19 protein-coding genes and 1 pseudogene are annotated in these 20,103 nt (G+C 33.3%); 12 read left to right on the plus strand and 8 right to left on the minus strand.

The features are described from left to right. Window positions 1-95: 95 nt before the first annotated feature. On the minus strand, window positions 96-1,487 hold the full coding sequence (locus MHH95_RS11025; RefSeq protein ID WP_340727587.1) for an MATE family efflux transporter: 1,392 nt from the start codon (window positions 1,485-1,487) through the stop codon (window positions 96-98). Window positions 1,488-1,915: 428 nt separating this feature from the next. Here MHH95_RS11025 and MHH95_RS11030 point away from each other — a divergent pair, with 428 nt between their 5' ends. From MHH95_RS11030 to MHH95_RS11040, 3 genes are all read left to right on the plus strand, one after another. Then, window positions 1,916-2,488, plus strand: coding sequence for a 3D domain-containing protein (locus tag MHH95_RS11030; RefSeq protein WP_340728751.1), 573 nt, complete (start codon window positions 1,916-1,918; stop codon window positions 2,486-2,488). Between the two features lie 317 nt (window positions 2,489-2,805). Then, a complete protein-coding gene (locus MHH95_RS11035; RefSeq protein ID WP_340727588.1) occupies window positions 2,806-3,138 on the plus strand; it encodes a redox protein in 333 nt (110 codons plus the stop codon). Window positions 3,139-3,190: 52 nt separating this feature from the next. Further along, entirely contained in the window at window positions 3,191-3,400 is a 210-nt protein-coding gene (locus MHH95_RS11040; protein WP_191699325.1) for a hypothetical protein, read from the plus strand. A gap of 308 nt (window positions 3,401-3,708) precedes the next feature. On the opposite strand, the gene MHH95_RS11045 is transcribed toward MHH95_RS11040, so the two are convergent. From MHH95_RS11045 to MHH95_RS11055, 3 genes are all read right to left on the minus strand, one after another. Then, window positions 3,709-4,848: a hypothetical protein gene (locus MHH95_RS11045; protein WP_340727589.1), complete on the minus strand. Its 1,140-nt coding sequence runs from the start codon at window positions 4,846-4,848 to the stop codon at window positions 3,709-3,711. Window positions 4,849-4,873: 25 nt separating this feature from the next. Next, entirely contained in the window at window positions 4,874-5,449 is a 576-nt protein-coding gene (locus MHH95_RS11050) for a hypothetical protein (protein ID WP_340727590.1), read from the minus strand. A 199-nt stretch (window positions 5,450-5,648) separates the two neighbouring features. Continuing rightward, window positions 5,649-6,944: an MFS transporter gene (locus tag MHH95_RS11055; RefSeq protein WP_340727591.1), complete on the minus strand. Its 1,296-nt coding sequence runs from the start codon at window positions 6,942-6,944 to the stop codon at window positions 5,649-5,651. A gap of 193 nt (window positions 6,945-7,137) precedes the next feature. On the opposite strand from MHH95_RS11055, the gene MHH95_RS11060 reads away from it, so the two are divergent. Together MHH95_RS11060 and MHH95_RS11065 are read left to right on the plus strand one after the other, a co-directional pair. After that, complete coding sequence (locus tag MHH95_RS11060; protein WP_340727592.1) at window positions 7,138-8,388, plus strand: helix-turn-helix domain-containing protein; 1,251 nt, start codon at window positions 7,138-7,140, stop codon at window positions 8,386-8,388. A 387-nt stretch (window positions 8,389-8,775) separates the two neighbouring features. Beyond that, a complete protein-coding gene (locus tag MHH95_RS11065; protein WP_340727593.1) occupies window positions 8,776-10,794 on the plus strand; it encodes a HelD family protein in 2,019 nt (672 codons plus the stop codon). 39 nt (window positions 10,795-10,833) lie between these two features. Here the strand turns inward: MHH95_RS11065 and MHH95_RS11070 are convergent, their stop codons facing one another. After that, on the minus strand, window positions 10,834-11,562 hold the full coding sequence (locus MHH95_RS11070) for a MerR family transcriptional regulator (RefSeq protein WP_340727594.1): 729 nt from the start codon (window positions 11,560-11,562) through the stop codon (window positions 10,834-10,836). Window positions 11,563-11,639: 77 nt separating this feature from the next. Here MHH95_RS11070 and MHH95_RS11075 point away from each other — a divergent pair, with 77 nt between their 5' ends. The 6 genes and pseudogenes from MHH95_RS11075 (at window position 11,640) to MHH95_RS11100 (ending at window position 15,245) form a co-directional block, all read left to right on the plus strand. Further along, window positions 11,640-11,801 (plus strand): hypothetical protein, encoded by a 162-nt coding sequence (locus MHH95_RS11075; RefSeq protein WP_340727595.1) that lies wholly within the window; start codon window positions 11,640-11,642, stop codon window positions 11,799-11,801. 42 nt (window positions 11,802-11,843) lie between these two features. Next, complete coding sequence (locus tag MHH95_RS11080; RefSeq protein WP_340727596.1) at window positions 11,844-12,389, plus strand: hypothetical protein; 546 nt, start codon at window positions 11,844-11,846, stop codon at window positions 12,387-12,389. Window positions 12,390-12,495: 106 nt separating this feature from the next. Next, window positions 12,496-13,425: a serine O-acetyltransferase EpsC gene (gene epsC / locus MHH95_RS11085; RefSeq protein ID WP_340727597.1), complete on the plus strand. Its 930-nt coding sequence runs from the start codon at window positions 12,496-12,498 to the stop codon at window positions 13,423-13,425. 239 nt (window positions 13,426-13,664) lie between these two features. Beyond that, window positions 13,665-13,868, plus strand: a pseudogene (locus MHH95_RS11090) (VOC family protein); the annotation flags it as partial. A 137-nt stretch (window positions 13,869-14,005) separates the two neighbouring features. Beyond that, a complete protein-coding gene (locus MHH95_RS11095) occupies window positions 14,006-14,623 on the plus strand; it encodes a zinc dependent phospholipase C family protein (protein WP_340727598.1) in 618 nt (205 codons plus the stop codon). Between the two features lie 199 nt (window positions 14,624-14,822). Then, the gene (locus tag MHH95_RS11100; protein WP_340727599.1) at window positions 14,823-15,245 is read left to right on the plus strand and encodes a PhoU family transcriptional regulator; all 423 of its coding nucleotides are present in this window, start codon (window positions 14,823-14,825) and stop codon (window positions 15,243-15,245) included. Between the two features lie 786 nt (window positions 15,246-16,031). On the opposite strand, the gene MHH95_RS11105 is transcribed toward MHH95_RS11100, so the two are convergent. Together MHH95_RS11105 and MHH95_RS11110 are read right to left on the minus strand one after the other, a co-directional pair. Next, window positions 16,032-16,706: a VOC family protein gene (locus MHH95_RS11105; protein ID WP_340727600.1), complete on the minus strand. Its 675-nt coding sequence runs from the start codon at window positions 16,704-16,706 to the stop codon at window positions 16,032-16,034. Between the two features lie 81 nt (window positions 16,707-16,787). Further along, window positions 16,788-17,534, minus strand: coding sequence for a CPBP family intramembrane glutamic endopeptidase (locus tag MHH95_RS11110; RefSeq protein WP_340727601.1), 747 nt, complete (start codon window positions 17,532-17,534; stop codon window positions 16,788-16,790). A 126-nt stretch (window positions 17,535-17,660) separates the two neighbouring features. Between MHH95_RS11110 and MHH95_RS11115 the strand changes: the two genes are divergently transcribed. Beyond that, window positions 17,661-18,185 carry an AAA family ATPase gene (locus MHH95_RS11115; protein WP_340727602.1) on the plus strand — a complete coding sequence of 175 codons (525 nt, stop codon included), beginning with the start codon at window positions 17,661-17,663 and terminating at the stop codon, window positions 18,183-18,185. Between the two features lie 52 nt (window positions 18,186-18,237). On the opposite strand, the gene MHH95_RS11120 is transcribed toward MHH95_RS11115, so the two are convergent. Beyond that, the gene (locus tag MHH95_RS11120) at window positions 18,238-20,040 is read right to left on the minus strand and encodes a M3 family oligoendopeptidase (protein WP_340727603.1); all 1,803 of its coding nucleotides are present in this window, start codon (window positions 20,038-20,040) and stop codon (window positions 18,238-18,240) included. Between the last annotated feature and the right edge of the window lie 63 nt (window positions 20,041-20,103).

Here is a 20,103-nt window from a genome sequence, read left to right on the forward strand (position 1 = left end):
GAGTAGTTCCAGTTCACGTAAAAAGAGAAATTGCACTTCAACAGTGCAATTTCTCTTTTTCTGTTTTATTAAAAATGTGGTGAGGTGTTATCCTCTTAAGAAGTTTGAACTGCTTCCGGCTTTGTAATGGGCTGAGGCACATCGTATTGTTGTTCCACTATGGCATAGCGTTCCCATTTTCGACTGCGCCAACGGAAAATCATTAAGACGGCACGAATCCATTCATCACAGGCAATCGCAAGCCATACACCGACAAGTCCTAAATCCAGTACGAATACAAAGAAATAGCCAAGCGATAAACCGATCACGATCATGGAAATAAATCCTACTCGAACTGGATAAGAAGCATCACCTGAAGCACGTAAAGAGTTAATAATAGTAATATTTATTGTGCGTCCTGTTTCCAATAAGACACTTAATAGTAAGACACTCGCTCCTATACGGACAATTTCTTCGTTATCTGTAAAGATCCGCATGAGGGGTTCTCTAAATATTGTGATAATCGCTACCATTGCCAAAGTGAAAATTAGCGCAGATTTTACACTAAACCAAACATTTTTATAGGCAAGATCTTTTTCGCCTGCTCCTACAGAACGTCCAACGATAATGGCCGTTCCCATACCAATTGCTAATGCGAAAAGATAAGTGAACATGGAAATATTGACGGCATATTGACGCGCCGACAATGCCTCCGCACCTAAAAAAGTCACGAAAAAGAGAAGGACTATTTGGTTTGTTTGATAAAGAACCTGCTCAAGGGCAGATGGAATACCGATTTTTAATATTTTCGAAATATAGTTCTTGGACAGACGATAGTAGTCAGCCAGTTCAATGCGGACTTCTAATGCCTGATATAAAAGCCAGAAAAATACGATTGCTGCTAATACACGACTGATAACCGAAGAAATAGCGGCACCTTCTACACCAAGCTCTGGTATACCGAATTTACCGAAAATCAAAATATAGTTTAAAATTACGTGCACTACATTCATTCCAAGAGATACATACATCGTTTGTTTCGTCCAGCCTTGAACACGAATGATGGACGACATGGAAGTAATTAATGCTTGAACAAATATAAAGCCCCCAACAATTACTAAATAGTTCTGTGCAGATTCCAATACTGCACCTTGTAAATTCATCATTTTCATAATTGCATCTGAAAATAATATAAACAATCCACTTATTATAAGGCCAACTATTAAATTAAGTGATACAGATAAAGCAGCAATTTTCGATGCTTCAGCCAGTAAGCGAGAGCCTAAATATTGAGAAACAACTATTGAAGCTCCCGTACCAATCACACCTAATAATAGGATGGCAATTTGAATATATTGATTCGCTGTTCCTACCCCGGCAACTGCATCATCAGATACAGCACTTAACATGAACGTATCAGCCAAACCCATGAGCATAAACAGAAATAACTCTAAAAATAATGGCCAAGTTAACTTAAATAAACTTAATTCTTTTGTATTATGTGACAAAAACTTCACTCTTTCATTTAGATTATCAAAACAAAAAGTATCTTAGCACAAAAGAATTAGGTAAGGTAGTTTGAATAACTAGGTTTATATAGTGATATTGGTAATTTTTTATTATTTTTTTAATTGATAAAGGCAAATTATAGAAGAACTATGGTGTTTCGAGATTGAAAATATTAAATCGAGCAAATATAGTCTCGTTTAAATTGTGTCTATTTTTTTACAGATAAATAAAAAATACAGTTGGGTATTAAAAAATCGATTTTTTCAGTTATTCGTAATAATTAGTCGACAAAAATCGACTCCCTGTAATCAAATTGTAATGTCTGTGGTGCCGAGATGTCATCTAACTGAAATATTTCGCGGTTATGCTAGTAAAGTTGATTCAAAAAGATTATTCACGACAACTATCTGGAGGGAAATATTCAAGTATGATCAAGAAAGTATTATCATTATTTGCGGTTATGATCGCAAGTACATTTATTTTTGTTGGAACGTCACAGGCTGCTACACATACAATTAAAAAAGGCGAGAACTTAACAGTACTTGCTAAGAAATATGATACAACGGTGAAGGAGCTTATGAAGCTAAACGATTTAGAGACAACTCAAATTCAAATAAAACAAGTCATTAAGTTACCTAGCCATATCCAAAATAAAAAGGCTGTAAAAAAGGACACTAAAAAATCAGCAACTGATCCATCGAATGTGAAAAAGACTATTAAAATGACAGCTACTGCTTACACAGCATACTGTAAAGGCTGTTCAGGTATAACTAAAACAGGGTTGAATTTACGTAAAAATCCGGCCTTAAAAGTTATTGCCGTAGATCCAAAAATCATTCCACTCGGTTCTAAAGTATGGGTTGAAGGTTACGGAATTGCTGTTGCCGGTGACATTGGCGGAGCAATTAAAGGAAACAAAATCGATCTCTTTATGAATAAGAAATCGAATGCTAACCAATGGGGCCGTAAAAAAGTCACAGTAAAAGTCTTAAAATCATAAATTGAAACCTATTGCGAAAATACCGCAATAGGTTTTTTGTTTTGAACTATAATAAAAAGTGTGATTTTATTGAAAGGAATGAGTTCGATATGTTTTATTATGAAACAACTTGCCGTTATTGCAGTAAATTATATAAATTAGTGGAAGGTACTAAAAAATACCAACAATATAAAGAAAATCGCCAAAGGAAGTTTTCCTGCGATGATTGCGAACGTCGCATAGAAGCAGATTCCAGAAAGTATTTATTTAATCGGGATTAACTTTTCTAGCTCAGCAGACAAGGTAGAATGGAAAAGGTAACGTAAGGAGTTGTTAAAATGGAGGCTAAAAAGGTTAATGTTAATTGTAGCAATTGTCATGAACCGTTTACTATTGATTTTGCAACGGATCAATTTTCATCCGAAATTCAAATATTTAATGGTAAGAAGCAACGTAAACGGACATATTTTAAAAAATGTCCTCACTGTGACACCATCAATTATGTGATGAGTGATAAGAAAGAGGAATGGGGAAATCGTAAAGGGCCAAATATTAAGTTGTTTTTATTCTCTGGGATATTTAGCTGCTTAGGCTTTGTTGTATTGGGCATACTTTTTTTATATTTTGCCTTTAAAGGTATTGGCTTTGTCTTCGATTGGCTATTTAATTAAAGGCAAACTGATACTTTCATGCTATAATAAAGAGCTTGTGGAGGTGTAAATAATGTCAAAGAAATGGACAATCCATTCAATTCGTGAATACGTAGAAAAGAATACAGATACAAAATTATTATCAACAGAATTCCAAGGGTTTTCACAAAAGCTAGATTTCGAGTGCGCTTGCGGGAACACGTTCCAAAAGCCATGGAAAAAGTTTAAAGAAAACAAACAGCAAAAATGCGAAGTATGCCAACCACCAAAGGAATCTCGCTAATAGAATAAATTGCCTGTAAAAAGAGCCTGGGACATAGTAGAAATTTCTTTGTAAAAGGGAAATACTATTATTAAGAAATTGATATTAGATGAATTGATTGGAGTGAAGGGGCGACTCCTGGGGGAACAGCAAAATTTATTTTGCGACGAGTAACCGCAGGAGCACCGACGCCTGAGACTACAGGCTCAGGCCGTGCCCCCGGAAAGCGTCCCCGTAACGGAAATCAATTCTGGCAGAAGCAGAAAACTATCTATTTTTTCTTTGAAAAAATAGATAGTTTTCGTTTTGTACCAGCCTCTTCTTAGGGATTAGGTTTGGCTTATTATTTTTAAGTTAAGTTCATTATACAGTTCATAAAAATTATTTTTTGGAGTATTCGTAACAGAAGCAATAAGTGAAACATTATTTTTGGAAAGCATATTCGTTTCAAGATGCTTTTTAAAGGATTCCGTTGTGATCACTAAAAATTTTTCATCGCAATATGGATAGATCATCAGTTGATTTCCTCTTGTTTCAAAATTTATGATATTCAACAATCTATTAAAATTCATTCCACTTTTTAGTTTATATTTTGACATGACAAGAGTGGCCGTTTGATCCTCATGCAAATCAACAATTTCAATCGCGCGTCCGTAAAACTGCTTGGAATTATATATAACAACATGCTGGGTGATATTTAAATCCATAGGCAAAAATTGATTTTGGCGATTAATTATTTTCTCACAAAGAACTATCAAATCTTTAAAAAGTATTTTCGAATCGGGATGTTTGCTAATAATACGGTAAAAATGCCGTGCTAAAAATGATGTGTACATAACTTCATTGGATTCATTAAATTTTTTTAATAAGGACATCATCGAGAAAACAGCCATTTCAAAATTTTGTTGTAAAAAATTTTTGCTTGCTTGTATTGTATGGACAAAGACAATATCGGCATCATTTTTACAATTTTCTATATACCAGTTAAATTGTTCAATATATTTTTCGGCATGGGTAATGTCATCATTTTCCAATAAAGAGGTAACAAGTTGCAACTGTGCATTACATTCATAAAATAATCGGTCACCAGGAATTTCCATTGCATGGAAATATGCACTTTTAGCATATTGAATAGCTTCAGTAACATTTTTGACTTCAAGAGACCGGATACTTAATAAATAGTAGCACATCGATAGATTTTGAGGACTGTTATCAGGGTTTATAGAAGCAATAATAGATTGAATAAATATGTCGCTTTGCGGAATGGTCGATATAATAGAGGCAAATTTAACGCAGCAAATTAATGCTTCTGTAATAAGCACTTGATTATCGCATCTTTCAATGATGGATAATATAAACTGAAGTTGTTCAAAGGCTTCATCAAATTGCTTTTTAGCATAATACGTTTTGAATTGTTTTATACTCGTCTTTAAAGAATACTCGATAGAGAAATATTCGTTATTTTCCAATATTGAATTGGTAGAGTTATACATGTTAAAACTCCTTTAACAGTAGATTGTAATAACGTTTTGAATAATCTATAGAATCTTTAATAATTTTATTGAAATAAGTACTGACTAACACTTGTTCCTTTAATCGATTTAAAAATTGTCTATGAATCTGATTGACCGTATGTTCTTCTGGTGTGTCATTAAGAGTGTTTACATAAAAGTTAATGATTTCAAGGGGCAACTCAGACTGTAGACCCATATCATTTGAAATTTTATGTAGATCAGATTTTAAATTATTTTTAATGTTAATGGCGATTAATAAACAGATTAAATGATTATTACTTTTTATCTGTTTGACCTTAAGAAGTTCAGTTTGCTTGATCATTAATTCATGTATATAAGATTGAAAGGGATAGTCTAAACGAATAGTATCATCCATTAATAACTTTTCACTATCCGTCGTTAAAAAAGTATATAAATTAAAAACCAACTGATAATAAAAAGCATACCCGTGTTTATAATCTTCCAATTGCACAGCTAAAAATTTGTTGTTTAACAGTAATTCCTGAAATTCATTTTTTTTAGTAATGTTAGCAACATAATAACTAGTAATTTTCATGTTTAAGCTCAGCTCCTTAAAAAAATGAATCAATTCATGGTAATATTATACAGATTAAACATAAAAATATCAAATTTTTATATTTTTTAGCAAAAATATAAAAAGAACTACTTAAAAAAGTAGCTCTAATTTTATAAAATTATTATTTGATTATAGTAAGCAATAATAAAATAATCTTATTTTATCATTAATTTAGTTCTTACTCTGGTACTGCTTCCACTTCTACTCTTTCTGCTTTTAACTCAGGGTGGGCCATTTCAATAATTGAACGTCGTAATAGAATTAAAACAATTGCAATTAAAACCGTTCCGCTGAATAGTAAAATATATTGTGCTGGAATGATGTCATATAATATTCCAAATCCAAGTGTACCGATTGGCATAGCGGCAGTAGCCATCATCTCGATAATGCCAAATACACGTCCTCGGTATTCCTCATCAATTGAAGTTTGCATAATAACACCAATTGGAGTGTTTGTAATTACCCCAAGTGAACCAAATAAGAGCATAATGATGAAATAATAAATGAAATTCATCATAGTTGAAAACTGAATAATAAGCGGTAATGCTGCTGCAATTACGACAACAGACATTGCAAAAGTTGAGCGTTTAACGATTAATAAAGGGAATTTAACATTTGAGCGAGAAGCAAAATAGATCGATGTAACGAATACTCCTACTGCTGCGCCTGCTTCTGTCAGACCGATTAACTTTGGATCTAAATGAAGGATTGTTAATAAAATGAAATCTCCACCAACGTTAATTGCAGTGAAAAATAAATTTAGCCAAAGTGCTGTCCATAAAATTGCTTTAATAATCGGCTTTTTGTTTACATAACGGAAGCCTGATTTCAAACTTTCCAACATCGATTCTTTTGGTGATTCTTCTGTCGTCGTACGCTCTTTCTTATAAAGAGTAAAATTCATTGTCGATTCCAAAGTTAGTGTAATAATAGCAGCACCAATAAAGATTATTAAAAACATTTCCATTGAAACAAACCCGAATAATACGCCACCTAAAATTGGACCAGCAATGCCCGAAATTGAGTAGGATAACTGGTTGAAGCTCATTGCCCTTTGAAGTCTAGCCTCATCAACCATATTCGCAATTGATGCGGAAAACGAAACACTTGAAAATGTCAGGAAAATACCGTTAAAGAAAATCGTAATATAAATGGCCGGTAATGATAAACCGAATTCATGTGTGTAAAGCAATAAAGTACTTATTGACAAAATAACACCAGCTTGCCCCCCAAGTACGAGCCATTTTCGTGGTAAGCGATCTCCAAGAACTCCCGCAACCGGTGATAAAATAATGCGTGGCAAAAAACTCAAAACAATTACTGTCGCAAAGCTTAATGAAGATCCAGTTAACGATAAGATATACATACTTAATCCAAAGCTGTAAACACTTCCTCCAAGTGAACCAATCATTTTACTAATAAAAAAAGTGTATAAATTATAGGTTGCTTTTTTTAATTTTAATTGCTCCGTCATTTTCAAAACCCCTTTGTTTAATTTTATTAAACTTATTATATGAGATGGATTTTCTTTTTGCAATATAAAAGTTTAATTTAATTTAAAAAAATAAAATCATTTTTTAAAATTTCTGTTATATTTGTTTAATTTTATTTAAATTATTTTCATTTTGTTATATGGTTTGTTAAAATGTATTGTATGAGGTGAGGTTGTGTTAAATATTGGAGCTAAAATAAAAGAACTTCGAAAAGAGCGGAAAATGACACTTGCACAAGTAGCAGGGGACCGAATTACAAAAGGGATGCTAAGCTTAATTGAAAATGGGAAAGCCCAACCATCCATGGAAAGTCTGCAACATATTGCAAAGCAGCTAAATATTGACGTGTCAGAGCTTATGCAAACAGAGAATCATCACCAAATTAAAGAACTTTACCAGGATGTTGAAAAAAAGCGCTTAGCTCTTTTTAAAGAATATAATGAAAAGAAATTTAACGAAAAAGTGATTGAATTGTATGATACGATTTTGCCATTTGTTGAAAATGGCAGTTTAAAGGGGACGACCTTTGAAGAAGTTCGTATTTATGATGCTTATTTATCAATGCGATACCATGCAAAGATAGATTTATCAGAAAAGCCTTTTGCAAAATTGGTTCAAATGTATGAACAAGTACATGCTTATTCAAAAATTTTAACTATATTTGATCGAATGGCAGGTATTAAGTTTTTGGACCGGAATTATACGGAAGCTCTTCACTATTTATTTGAAGGGGAGAAGTATATTGAGAAATACGGGGACTTAATTGATGACATAGAAAAATTAGATTTATACTATAATATAACGGTGATGTCTGCAGCGATAAATGATGACGCTCAGGTTGAGCACTATATTGAAAAGGCCTTTATTCTTTCTAAGGAGAAAAAAATCTTTTACCGGTTAAATGAATTTTACCGATTTTTATTTTTTATTCACTGTTCAAAAGAAGAAGGAGAAAAGGCATTTTATTATTTGAAAAAGATGCGCGCCTTTGTCGAGATCATGGAAGAGCCTGCTGAAACCGTGATGGAGCAGATCCTTACACTGACCTATACAAATCAAATTGAAAAGGATTATGAAAAAACAATCGCAACCCGATTCGAACGAGTTGATATACCAGAAGACATTTATTATGATGCAGATTTCTTCTTTAATGGGGAATACGCGTATGCTTATTACATGCTCGGTCGATATGAAGAAGCATTAACTTATTTAAAGGATATCAAAATTCTTGGTAGGAATCAGCATCCTATCGATTTGGCTATTATGTACCGTGCTTTTGCAGTGCGTGCGCTGTGCCAATTTATGCTTGGTGACAAGGAAAATGCAAAACGTGATATTTTATACGCAACGGATGGTGTAAAGGATTTTAAAATAACGAAAGAAATTCAATTTATACTTGATGCGCATAAAACAATTATGGAATAGAACAAGGAGGCTACCGGAAATTCGATTTCGGACAGGCCTTCTTTTTTCGTTTTCAAGTCTCTATAAGTGAAAGGTGCTCACCATCCGAGATTTTATTAGAATATTTAGCTCTTATATTAGAAACTTTGGTCTGGATATTAGCACATTTCTGAGTGATATTTGAACATTTCAGCAGTTTATTAGCACTTCGAACAAGTATATTAGAAAACAGAAAGTATATTAGCACTTTTTAAAATATATTAGAAGATTCGGCTGGATATTAGAACTATTCAGCAGCTGATAGTCAAGTGCAGACATCTTTTATAATAATAAACCCTCCACTTAGACACCAGCCAGAAGTATGTTGATATACTAGATGGCACTGTGTGAAAAATGGGGGTATTGCTAATGAAAGAAAAAGAACTGCCGTATTTTAATGATACATTATCTAGCTTAAATAAGGCTTACCAAAAGTTAAATAATGAAGTAAAGGTACAGGATAAAAGCTTTAAAGATTTACAAAAATATATGATTGATTATAAAAGTGAACTTGATAAATTTGAAGTGTACGACTACCAACAAACATTGAGCATGATTGATAAGCAAGGTTATGCTCAAGTTATGGAGCTCGAGCAAGTAAAGAAGCTAATTTATTCACCTTATTTTGGCCGCTTTGACTTTGTATATGAAGGTGAGTCCATGGAAGATGCAGAACCGTTTTATATTGGACGCTATGGTTTTAGGGATGACGAAGGAACGAATTTAATTTATGATTGGCGCGCACCAGTTTGCAATATGTACTATGAATTTGAACTAGGACAAGCATACTATGAAGCAATGGAGCGACGTTTTGATGGGAATATAATAAATAAACGTCAAATCAAAATTGAAAACTCACAAATTCAGTATGTAATCGACAGCTCATTAACAATTCAAGATGAAGTATTACAGCAAACGTTAAATGAGCAGGCAAACGACAGGATGAAAACAATTGTTACTTCGATCCAGCGTGAGCAGAACAAAATTGTCCGTAACGAATCGGCCTATAACATGATTATTCAAGGGGTTGCTGGTTCGGGAAAAACGGCTGTTGCTCTTCACCGTATCGCCTATTATTTATATAAGTACCGCGATACATTACGAGCAGAACGAATATTTATATTGTCACCGAATAAAGTGTTTGGTGACTATATTTCTTCTGTCTTACCAGAGCTTGGCGAACAGCCGATTCGCTCATTTACGATTGATGAGTTAACGGTGAATTTATTACCTGCAGCAGTAACTTTTACACCTTTTGAAACTGAGATGAAGGAAATACTATCAAACCCGACTGGACCATTAGCACAGAGGGCAAAGCAAAAAGCCAATTATGCATTTGTTAAGCGACTTCAGAATTTTTTATCGGATTTAAATAGCAGGCTCTTAAAAAATGAAGCAATTTCCATTGCTGATGTCATATTTGAAGCCGACTATTTACAGCAGCGTTTCAATCAGTATCGCAATGAGCCCGTCGTTACGAGGATTGAGTTAATGGTCGATGATATTATTCAAGTGTTAAAGTCGAAAAGAGGTGGGGAAGGAAAGTTACCAAGTAAAAGTGAAATTAAAAAACGGTTAACAAAACGACTTTTGTATAAAAATCCATTTGAAATTTATAAAGTGTTTATTAAAGCATTAGACGAAAATGCGTTTAAGTTTGCCAAGAAAAACTTTGAATTTAATGATGTATATCCTTATCTTTATGTTCAGCTTTATTTTAAAGGGATCAAAACATACGAATTAGTACAGCATTTCGTATTGGATGAAATGCAAGATTATACCCCGATTCAATATGCGGTGTTGGCTAAGGTCTTTGAATGTAAGCGAACAATTATTGGCGACTTTAGCCAGGCATTACTTCCTTATGAAACGATATCTAAAGAAGCATTTCAGGCGATTTTACCAAAATTGGAGTATGTTGAACTGACAACAACATACCGTTCTTCATATGAGATTGGCATGTATGCAAAGAAATTTATGCGTACTGGAGAAATTCATCCAATTGCAAGGCATGGGAAAGAGCCGGATGAAATCTTTTATAATTCAATCGAGGACATGATGGTATTTTTGCACGAAAAGCTATCAACTAATTGGAAAACTACGGCGATTATTTGCAAAACAGAAGCTGATTTACATTTTATACAAGAACGGATAAAATTACCCTTTCATATTTTGGATGGACATACGGAGAAGTTTGAAACGGGTGTTCTCTTAACGACGATTCAATATGCGAAAGGTTTGGAATTTGATCATGTTATAGTGCCGTTTGTCGATGCAGAGCGATATGCAACAGACTTTGATCAAGGACTTTTATATATTGCAACAACTCGAGCGATGCATGAACTAACAATGTTAGTTAATCAAAAAGCCCCTTCAAAATTACTATAAAATGAAAGACCATTTATGTAAAATTTACATGGATGGTCTTTAGTCTTTACTGAGCTGCTCCAGTATGTCAATAATGCTGCACACATCTTTCATCGCTTGTTTTAAATTGAGCTCTAACTCATCGGTAACATGATAAAACTCATTTTTAAATTTAGGTGTGTTTAAAAGCGTATGAATATCAGCCCCTTGTTCCAGTGCTTCAATATCCTGAAATAAGTGGAGAATACTCGTTATTGAAAAGTGAGCACTTCGAAGTGTTCGAATAATGAGCAGCTTTTGTACATCTTCTTCCGTGTATTGTCTGCGGTTTTTTGTATCGCGCTTCACTTTAAACAAACCGTTGCGCTCCCAATTCCGAATCGTCTCTTCCGTTAACTGTAGATGATTTGCCACCATTTTATGTGTATAAATTAAAGGTGAGTTAGTATTACTGTGCAGAATATTAGTAGAAATTTGAATAGCCTTTTTAGCGTAACCATACTCGGACTGTAAAAACTGGAGATAGGTAAGTGCTGCTTTCCGACTTTCCTTAAAATTGCCTTGTCCACTAAGCCGTACAATGTTAGTCGCCATTTTGCGTAAATTATTTTGAATAAATTCCTGATTGAATGCCAGCCGGGCGATATACATTTGCTTCAAATGTATTTCAGTATAGATTCTATAGCCATTTTGTTTTCTAGAAACAGGGGATATATAGCCCCACTTTTCATACAGTCGCACGGTATTAGGATGAACATTCGCTTTTTTTGCAATTTCATTTGTTAACATGCTATAACTTCCTTTTACGTATCGAAATTCTCTTCCTTTATTTTATCAAATAATAGTGATAATGATATGTGTAAGCGGTGCTTTGTATTTTAAATTACATAGCCGTGCCAATCGTTGTGTGGTTGTTATCTCAATTAGTACCAGATTATCCATCGCTTTTATTAGGTCTGTACCTAGTTTTGTTAACGCCGTGCATTGATTATGTGATTGTTTTTACAGCGATTGGCCGAGGAAATTAAAAAGCAATTTTAACTGCGACACCGTTTCTTTTCATTTCACAAATGCTTCTTTTACCTTTATACTTATGGTTATTTATAGGAAGGGAAGCTGTAAATCTAATAGAAACTACACCATTTGCTAAAGCCTTTTTCGGATTAATCGTAGTGCCGTTAATAGTAGCTATTATCATACAAAAATGGGGTATTAATGCTAAGGTTGGGAGTAGATTAATTCAATTATCGGGGTGGTTACCGGTCCCTTTTATGGCCATAACGCTTTTCGTTGTTGTTGCTTCACAAATTAGTAAGCTATCTGGCTCATTTTACTGGATTGGAAAAGTGATTCCGATTTATATAGCATTTATGGTCATAATGCCGTTTATTTCAAAAACAGTTGGTAAATGGCTGTCCTTGGATGTACCGACTACCCGGTCATTAATTTTTAGAGGATCCACACGTAATTCCCTTGTTGTATTACCGTTAGCGCTTGCATTGCCTAGTGAAGTTGGCCTATTAGTCGCTGCAGTCATTATTACCCAAACGATTGTAGAAATAATGGGTGAACTGATATACATAAAAGTGATTCCAGACCTGGTATTACGGGATTAAACACAGTCTATTACCGGAAACGAAAAAGAAAGTTCGCCCCTTCTAAATGTGTGTAGTATAATCGCATATAAGATGAAAGAATAAAAAGGATAAGGAGTTTTAAATGATGAAAATTGAAGATTGGTTAAACAATAAAACTTCGTCAATTGCTACTGAGCTAATCGAATATAACAAAAAACATATAGAAATAGAAAAATCTATTGGCTTTACTGGGCGAGATAAAATACATGAAATTTTAGATAGTTTTTATGAGATTTTTTTCCCGGCTATTTATAACCAAGGTACAGTAGATGAGACACGTACTTTAATGAATGTTAATAATAATTTGCGGAAATCCGCTTTAGATTTACGTGACATTATTGAAACCGTGCTAGTTTATCAAAACTTTGATAACTGTGATGGCCAATGCCGCGAAAAAGCAGATAAAGTAGTCATGAATTTAATCGATTCTTTTCCACAAATCCGTGAGACGATCCAAACAGATATTCAGGCTGCCTATAATGGAGATCCGGCTGCTACGTCAACAGAAGAAATTATGTTGAGCTATCCATCTGTTCGGGCAGTATTTATACACCGTATTGCACATGAAATTTACAAAATGAATGTAACGATAGTTCCGCGAGTGATGTCTGAGTATGCTCATGAGTTAACGGGAATTGATATTCACCCAGGTGCAACAATCGGGCACTCCTTCTTCATTGATCATGGAACAGGGGTAGTTATAGGGGAAACTTGCTCTATTGGTAACAATGTGAAGATTTATCAAGGGGTAACATTAGGTGCATTAAGTTTCCCAATGGATGAAAACGGCAACCCAATTAAAGGCATCAAGCGTCATCCAAACATTGAAGATAATGTCGTAATTTATGCCGGTGCAACGATTTTAGGTGGAAAAACAACTATTGGGCATGATACCGTTTTAGGAAGTAATATTTGGATGACACATTCCGTACCACCGTATTCACGAGTTTACAATTCTCAACCATCACCAAACATCAGTAATAGTAAGGAAGTAGTAATAGAGTACGAAATTTAATAGTAAAAAATACAATGAGCTGCATAACGGGTTCGGATATAGTAATTAGAGACACAATTCGCATATGAATTTGTGTCTCTTTTTTGTTATTATCTTAACTTTTAAAATTAAATCAAACCGAACCATGAAAACACCTGTTCAACGATTGGGGATTACAGGTAATACTATTGATTTAAAAGATATAATATCTGGTAATTTATCATGTTAAAATTGATATATAATAATCTCAAGTTAAGCTTTCAGAATTAGTATTAAAGAACAATCCCAATTTGAATTTTGCCGAAACAGAGATTGTCGTTGAAGACGTTCGGAAGACTTACCAAATATTAAAATCAAATGCTAAAGTACAGTGGATTCGTACTCCTTTTCCTAATTCTTTAGGTGGTCATGTTGCTGTAATGCAAGCACCAGATGGAAATGTCTTTGTTTTAGTAGGTAAATAAAGAATAACTAGGTTTCTGTGCGATAAGCATTTAAAGATAGTGCCCAAACACCGCTTTGGTAACTTTTGATATATTGTAATTTTTAGGAAATGATATGATATTATATTATATATTTAAAAGAAGCTGGGAGTGATTATGTGGGTTCAAGATTAATGCATTTAATAATTGCTAATAAAATTGCCAATGAATTAAAAATAGATAATAAAACTGAATTTTTACTTGGTGGAATTGCAGCTGATGCTACTTCAGACAAAGAAACTTCGCATTTTTATGTTGGTAAAAATGAAGAATATACTCGTAAAATTGACTATGAAAAATTTAGATTAAAATATGAGAATCAACAAACAAATCCTTATATACTTGGCTATTACGCACACCTAATTGCTGATGAATTTTGGCTAAGTGGCTTTTATTTGCCTTGGTTAAAAAATAGAATAGAATCAAATCCAATTGTTTTGAACTTGTACCACAAAGATTTCCATGTATTAAATGCTAAATTGATAGAACATTATGGCTATAAAGATGAATTGATAAGCTTATTAGGTCAGCCTTCAAATTTGATAGAAATCGAAGAAATTAAAACAGAAAACCTAGTTAAGTTATCTAAGTATGTAATCGAAGATATGAACTATGAAATGGATGCAATTATGGCTGATTTAAATGTATTTACCTTTGAACAAATTATCGGTTATATTGAAACTTCAGTAGAAAAAAGTTTATATTTAATCCAGCAAAAGGTAAGCGAATTAGTTTAATTAAAATTAAATGTATAGAAATACAGCTACATACTTAATAACGTTCCCAAATGAAACTTTGGGTACTAAATTAAAATTACAAAATAGCACCTTAAGAATTTTTATTAAATTATCTTCAACAAGGAGTAATAATGTTACACTTTAATTAACAATAACTGTAAACTTTTGTTATTGAATTGATTAGTATGAGGTGAGCTCTATGAAAAAAATTTTAGGATTACTTCTTATTACGAGCCTTTTGGTAGCTTGTTCCGATGAAAATAGCTCTTCCAAAAACGATGTACTTACAAAATCATTTGTTGAAGAAAATGCAGAAGTTGGTTTAAGTTATGATGAGGTAAGAGAACGCTTTGGTAAAGAAGAACTTGCAGATGTTGTTGATAACACAGAAACTTGGCTATATGACGCAACTTCAGAAGCTAATTATGAATATGAACAGAAATTAGAAGTAGTAGCCTTTGACGAGATTAAGTCTGGCGATGTTGAAGCACAACTTTATATCAATTTTTTTGATGAAAAAGCTTTCATGTACTCTTATTTTTATTTAGGCGAAGATGATAAAGTTTGGCAATATCAAATTATTCCTGATATGGAGCCTCTAGATATCCCTGTTAGTAATTAAACGTAACCTTTTCATACATCTCCATACGAAATAACGTTCCCAAATGAAAGTTAGGTAACAATACACCCCATTCGTTTGAGTGGGGTGCTTGCTTTTGCTGCTTATTATTATTGGTTTAGGAATTCAATAAGAAATTAGATAGATATGAAAGAGTTTAATACATTTTCTTTTTGCATTTTCTATTATCAGCTAATATTGCGATAAAGGTGCCAGACAAAACAGTCATCCATAAAATGAGATTCATTTTTTTTACCTCCAATCGTTAGTTTATTTAATATACGGCTGATAATGATAATGAATTCAATAGAGAAAGATAATTTGAAATAAAAAGAAGATGCTTATTCAACTAACAGATTACTTTTTAGTGCAACAAAGATATATAAAGTATGCAAACTAAACCTACATAACGTTCCCAAATAAAAATTTGGGAAGAAGCAAAAAGGGCAGAGATATTGTTAAATCAATGTTTCTGCCATTTCTATTGGTACATTATTTATACGTTGTTTTATACAATTTTACTAAAAGTCGATACTGACAATGGTTTGAGCGTATTTTTGGGAATGCTGCGTCATTGTTTTTCTTGTATAAATCCATGCATATCCTTATCGTTGTAAATCCGCATTTTTCGAAGTAATTCCAATTAGATTTAAATATTTCATCAAAAAACGCCAAGAAATAATCTGAGCATTTTTAATCGCTATTTATAAAGGATTTACTGTCCCCATCAACCGAACTCGTTACGAGAGGAAGGACATTACTTTTGCTCGTCGTATTTTTGTTAAACATTCAAATCAAGAAAAATTGAGCGTTATCGTCAATACCCAGCTTTACGTCATTTTCCAAAGTAATTGTCATTGGAAAAATAACAGCATCCTTTTGGGAGAAATACCATCTTCTATTTGGTGAGACAAGCAGTAAAAAGACTGCTCCATTTTTATCGCTCATAAAATTCAAACCAGTGTGATTAATTTTATCCCCATTACGTTCAATAATGCCTGCTTTTTTCAATTCTTCTGCAACGTTGACTTTATCTTCAACGACTAAACTCATTTCCGACATTTGTATAATATTGTCTATAGAAAAAGGGGTTTCACTTGTTGGATTATCTTTGGTTCTGGAGATGAATTCCAAAATATTGCCTGCAGGGTCCTCGAAATAAAGAGAATGAGCCTTGATATTTTCAAAATAAACGTCATCTTCACCATCTTCAGTAGATAAAGTTACTCGCTTAATAGCCCATTCTTTTGCTTCTAGAAATTGATTGGACGGAATATCGAACGCAAAATGATAAAACGGATTTCCTTTAACATTGCGATTATTAAACTCAATCGTTGTATAGCCAAATGTCACTTCAAAGCTGTCTACATGCTCATTATCCAATGTACAGCCCAAGTTGTTTTTATAAAAATCTTTCATTACTTCTAAATCATTTGTTTGAAGTGATACCTTTTTAAATTTCAAAGTAATGCACCTTCTTCCTTATTTGAAGATTATCTTACATGTAGTATATCCAAAAAGAAATACGGCTTTTGATTGAAGGGACTATGTTTTGATAAAATTTGTAGCGCGTAAAATGATTATGCTGGCTACGAAAAATAGGAGTAAGTAGACACACTTCACTAATTCCGTCATATGCAGAGGCATTTCAATTTGAATGCCATCATGAAAATAAAATACATTCATTAAACCGTGAAACAGGGCAGCGGGTATAACAGAACCGCTCCATTCACGCAAATAGGAAAGTACGTATGAAGTGATAAACAGAATTATGAAGTAGCTTACAGTACCTATTAGTAGATTTGTATAACCTTTATAAAAATAAGCAATGGGTAAATGCCAAATACTCCAGATGAAAGCAATAATAATTGCTGTTTTATGAAATGAATAGCTCATTCTTAATTTAGTCTGATAATACCCACGCCATATGATTTCTTCGAGGCCTGCTGAAAATGCTGCAACTGTTAATCCTATTCCCAGGAAGAAAAATAATTGATTTCTTTCTATAAATAAAAAGCTTCCTACATTCGTTGTAAATAAATATGTATGAACGATTAAGCCTAAAAGTATAGGTAATAGAATTGAAAGGAACAGGGGAGCTATTTTGGATTTCTTTAGTGAAAATTGCTGAACTTTAATTTTTTTCCTTGATGCAATATGTTGGATGGTGAATGTTAGTAAGGGGATTACCATTATTAATCCTAAATATGGATGTTCTGTACGTACCATAATAAAATGATAAATAAGTGTAAGAGTAAATATAAAGACCGTCAGCAATTTTAAATCTTTCAATTCAAAGGGACACCTCTTTCATTTTATTCAACTTAATATATATAGAATATTACTGTTAAAATTTACAAATTATAATAGGGTTTGTTATAGTTACAATAAAAAATTTCAAAAAAGCGAGGGGTAGTAATGTTTTTTATACAAATGTCCGGATTTCCAGGCTCGGGGAAATCTACATTAGCACTGGAAATTGCAAAAAAAATAAATTGTGTCATTGTCGATCATGACATTGTTAAATCTGCATTGCTGAATTCAGTAAATGAAAATCAACTGGATGGGAAGCTGGCGGGGAAAATTTCATATAATATCGATTTTTCATTAGTTAATTTTTATTTGTCACAAGGAAAAAATGTCATTCTTGATAGCCCGTGCCTATACGATGAGATGTTAGAAAAGGGAGTGGCAATAGCTCGGACTAATAATGCGAGATACAAGTATATTGAATGCTATTTAGCGGATTTTGTTGAAATCAATAACCGTCTGAAAAATAGAGTGAATAAGATCAGCCAAATTACGCAGGTGGAAAACAAAGATCTTTTCTATACTACGATAAAAAATAGTAAAAAACCTGCTAATCTAACATGCCTTACCGTGAAAACAGATAATCCGTTACATACATATATAGATGATGTGCTTGAATACATTAACAGTTAAAAAAGAGGGAGGGGGATCTTTGTGCATCATGCCCCCCAAAAAAATTATAAACTTAATTAGTTTCTAGCGCGGTTAATTCAATGAATAATTCGACATCTCTTACACTATGCATAATGCCTTTTTCCCAAAAGGCTTCTTGTGTAATATCCTCATTTAGATGTTTAAGAACTAGTTCTTCCATAGTCATTTTTCCAGAATCACGAAGTAACTGTATATAGGCATTTTCAAAATCAGCTCCCATTTCTTTGACCTTTGCAAATAAACTTAATGCTAATAAATATCCAAATGTATAGGGGAAATTATAAAATGGAGCATTTGTCATATAAAAATGAGGTGTCCAAAGCCAAGTATGTTCAGATACATTATTAAGGGAATCTTGATAGCCAACAGAAATTGCATTTTGCATTATTTCGTTTAATCGTTCTGCAGAAACGTAGCCTGTTTTTCTCTCTTCGTAAAAATTTTGTTCGAAAAGAAACCGACTGTGAATGTTCATGAAGTTCATTACACTTCTTTTAATTTTCTCATCTAATAGCATTATTCTTTCTTCTTTAGTAATAGCATTTTCGATCGCCGCATCTAATAAAATGATTTCGGAAAAAGTAGATGCCGTTTCCGCTATACTTAGTGGATACTGTTTATTCAACCCATGCTGTCCATCCATCGCCGAATTATGAAAAGCATGCCCTAATTCATGCACGAGTGTCAAAACACTCATCACAGTTCCGCTATATGTCATAAAAACTCTTGATTCTTCTGTCAAGGGGAACCCAGCACAAAAAGCCGCAGCCGATTTTTTGGACCGATTTTCTGCTTCAATCCATCCTTTTTCAGTAGCCTTTATTACAAACTGTTCCAACTTAGGCCCAAATTTTCGGAAGTGTAGTTTTACTAAATCAATCGCATCATCATAATCAATTTTTCTAGGAGTAATAGTGAAAGGTGCCCAAAAGTCATACGATTGCATTTTTCCTTTATTATTTATTTTCCCTTTATGATTCAGATAATTCGTAAAGGGTTTTTTGTGCTTGCTTACAGCTGACCACATTGCCTCAAGTGTTTCCTTTTGCATGCGATTTTTACTTAGCGGTACTTCCAATACATCGTTGATTCCTTGCAAGCTGTACATTTGGAGTCGGAAACCGGCCAGATGATTTAAAATTTTTGCAAATGCTTCTTTTTGTTCCATCCACTTTAGTTCCAATGCTTCATGGGCACTTTGCCGAACCTTTTCATCCGGGTGTGACCGTAAATTCAAAGCTTGACCAATAGAATATTTTTGATGTTTTCCATCAATATTGAGAGCTATTGTAAGATTGCCCATTAAGGTTTGATACAACTGTCCCCATGCATGGAATCCATCGGTAGATAGATTGGATAAAATAGCTTTTTCATTAGATGTAAGGGATGATTCTGATTCCTTACGCCATTCAGTTAATATTAATTTAAAGTCCGTTAATTGCTCAGATTCAAGAAGTTCTATCCAGGTATTTAAAGGAGTGTTAGCTACTAAAGCTTGAAACTTTGTTAACATAATATTATATTCGCTATTTAAATTAGAAATCTTACTTTGTAAAACACTTGCATCTGAATCTATTGGATCTTGAGCCAACAAGCATGTTATGAAAGAGGTAGCCTGAGATAATTTTAACTTCATATTCCCAATCTCAATAAGTAAGTTTAAAACATTATTAGCATCCTCTGAATTAAATTTAGCAGTAACTGTTAAGCCTTTATTCATTAACTGTAATCCTTCTATAATATCTTGCAAATGGTTATGTAATTGGATGGATTTGCTTCCACCCGGAAAAATACTATCTAAATTCCATACTTGATTATAAATGATTTTATTCAATAAATTTCCCCCTTAATAAGAACGTCTATTCTGTATATTAAACTATATAGAATCTTCTGACTA

Source organism: Solibacillus sp. FSL K6-4121 (assembly GCF_038002585.1).
GTDB classification, from domain to species: domain Bacteria; phylum Bacillota; class Bacilli; order Bacillales_A; family Planococcaceae; genus Solibacillus; species Solibacillus faecavium.

Bases quoted from the DNA above. Each gene is read 5' to 3' on its own strand.
- MHH95_RS11030 (WP_340728751.1), top strand. From the start codon at position 1,916: ATGATCAAGAAAGTATTATCATTATTTGCGGTTATGATCGCAAGTACA.
- MHH95_RS11035 (WP_340727588.1), top strand. From the start codon at position 2,806: ATGGAGGCTAAAAAGGTTAATGTTAATTGTAGCAATTGTCATGAACCG.
- MHH95_RS11040 (WP_191699325.1), top strand. From the start codon at position 3,191: ATGTCAAAGAAATGGACAATCCATTCAATTCGTGAATACGTAGAAAAG.
- MHH95_RS11050 (WP_340727590.1), bottom strand. From the start codon at position 5,449: ATGAAAATTACTAGTTATTATGTTGCTAACATTACTAAAAAAAATGAA.
- MHH95_RS11055 (WP_340727591.1), bottom strand. From the start codon at position 6,944: ATGACGGAGCAATTAAAATTAAAAAAAGCAACCTATAATTTATACACT.
- MHH95_RS11065 (WP_340727593.1), top strand. From the start codon at position 8,776: ATGAAAGAAAAAGAACTGCCGTATTTTAATGATACATTATCTAGCTTA.
- MHH95_RS11070 (WP_340727594.1), bottom strand. From the start codon at position 11,562: ATGTTAACAAATGAAATTGCAAAAAAAGCGAATGTTCATCCTAATACC.
- MHH95_RS11080 (WP_340727596.1), top strand. From the start codon at position 11,844: ATGCTTCTTTTACCTTTATACTTATGGTTATTTATAGGAAGGGAAGCT.
- epsC (WP_340727597.1), top strand. From the start codon at position 12,496: ATGAAAATTGAAGATTGGTTAAACAATAAAACTTCGTCAATTGCTACT.
- MHH95_RS11100 (WP_340727599.1), top strand. From the start codon at position 14,823: ATGAAAAAAATTTTAGGATTACTTCTTATTACGAGCCTTTTGGTAGCT.
- MHH95_RS11115 (WP_340727602.1), top strand. From the start codon at position 17,661: ATGTTTTTTATACAAATGTCCGGATTTCCAGGCTCGGGGAAATCTACA.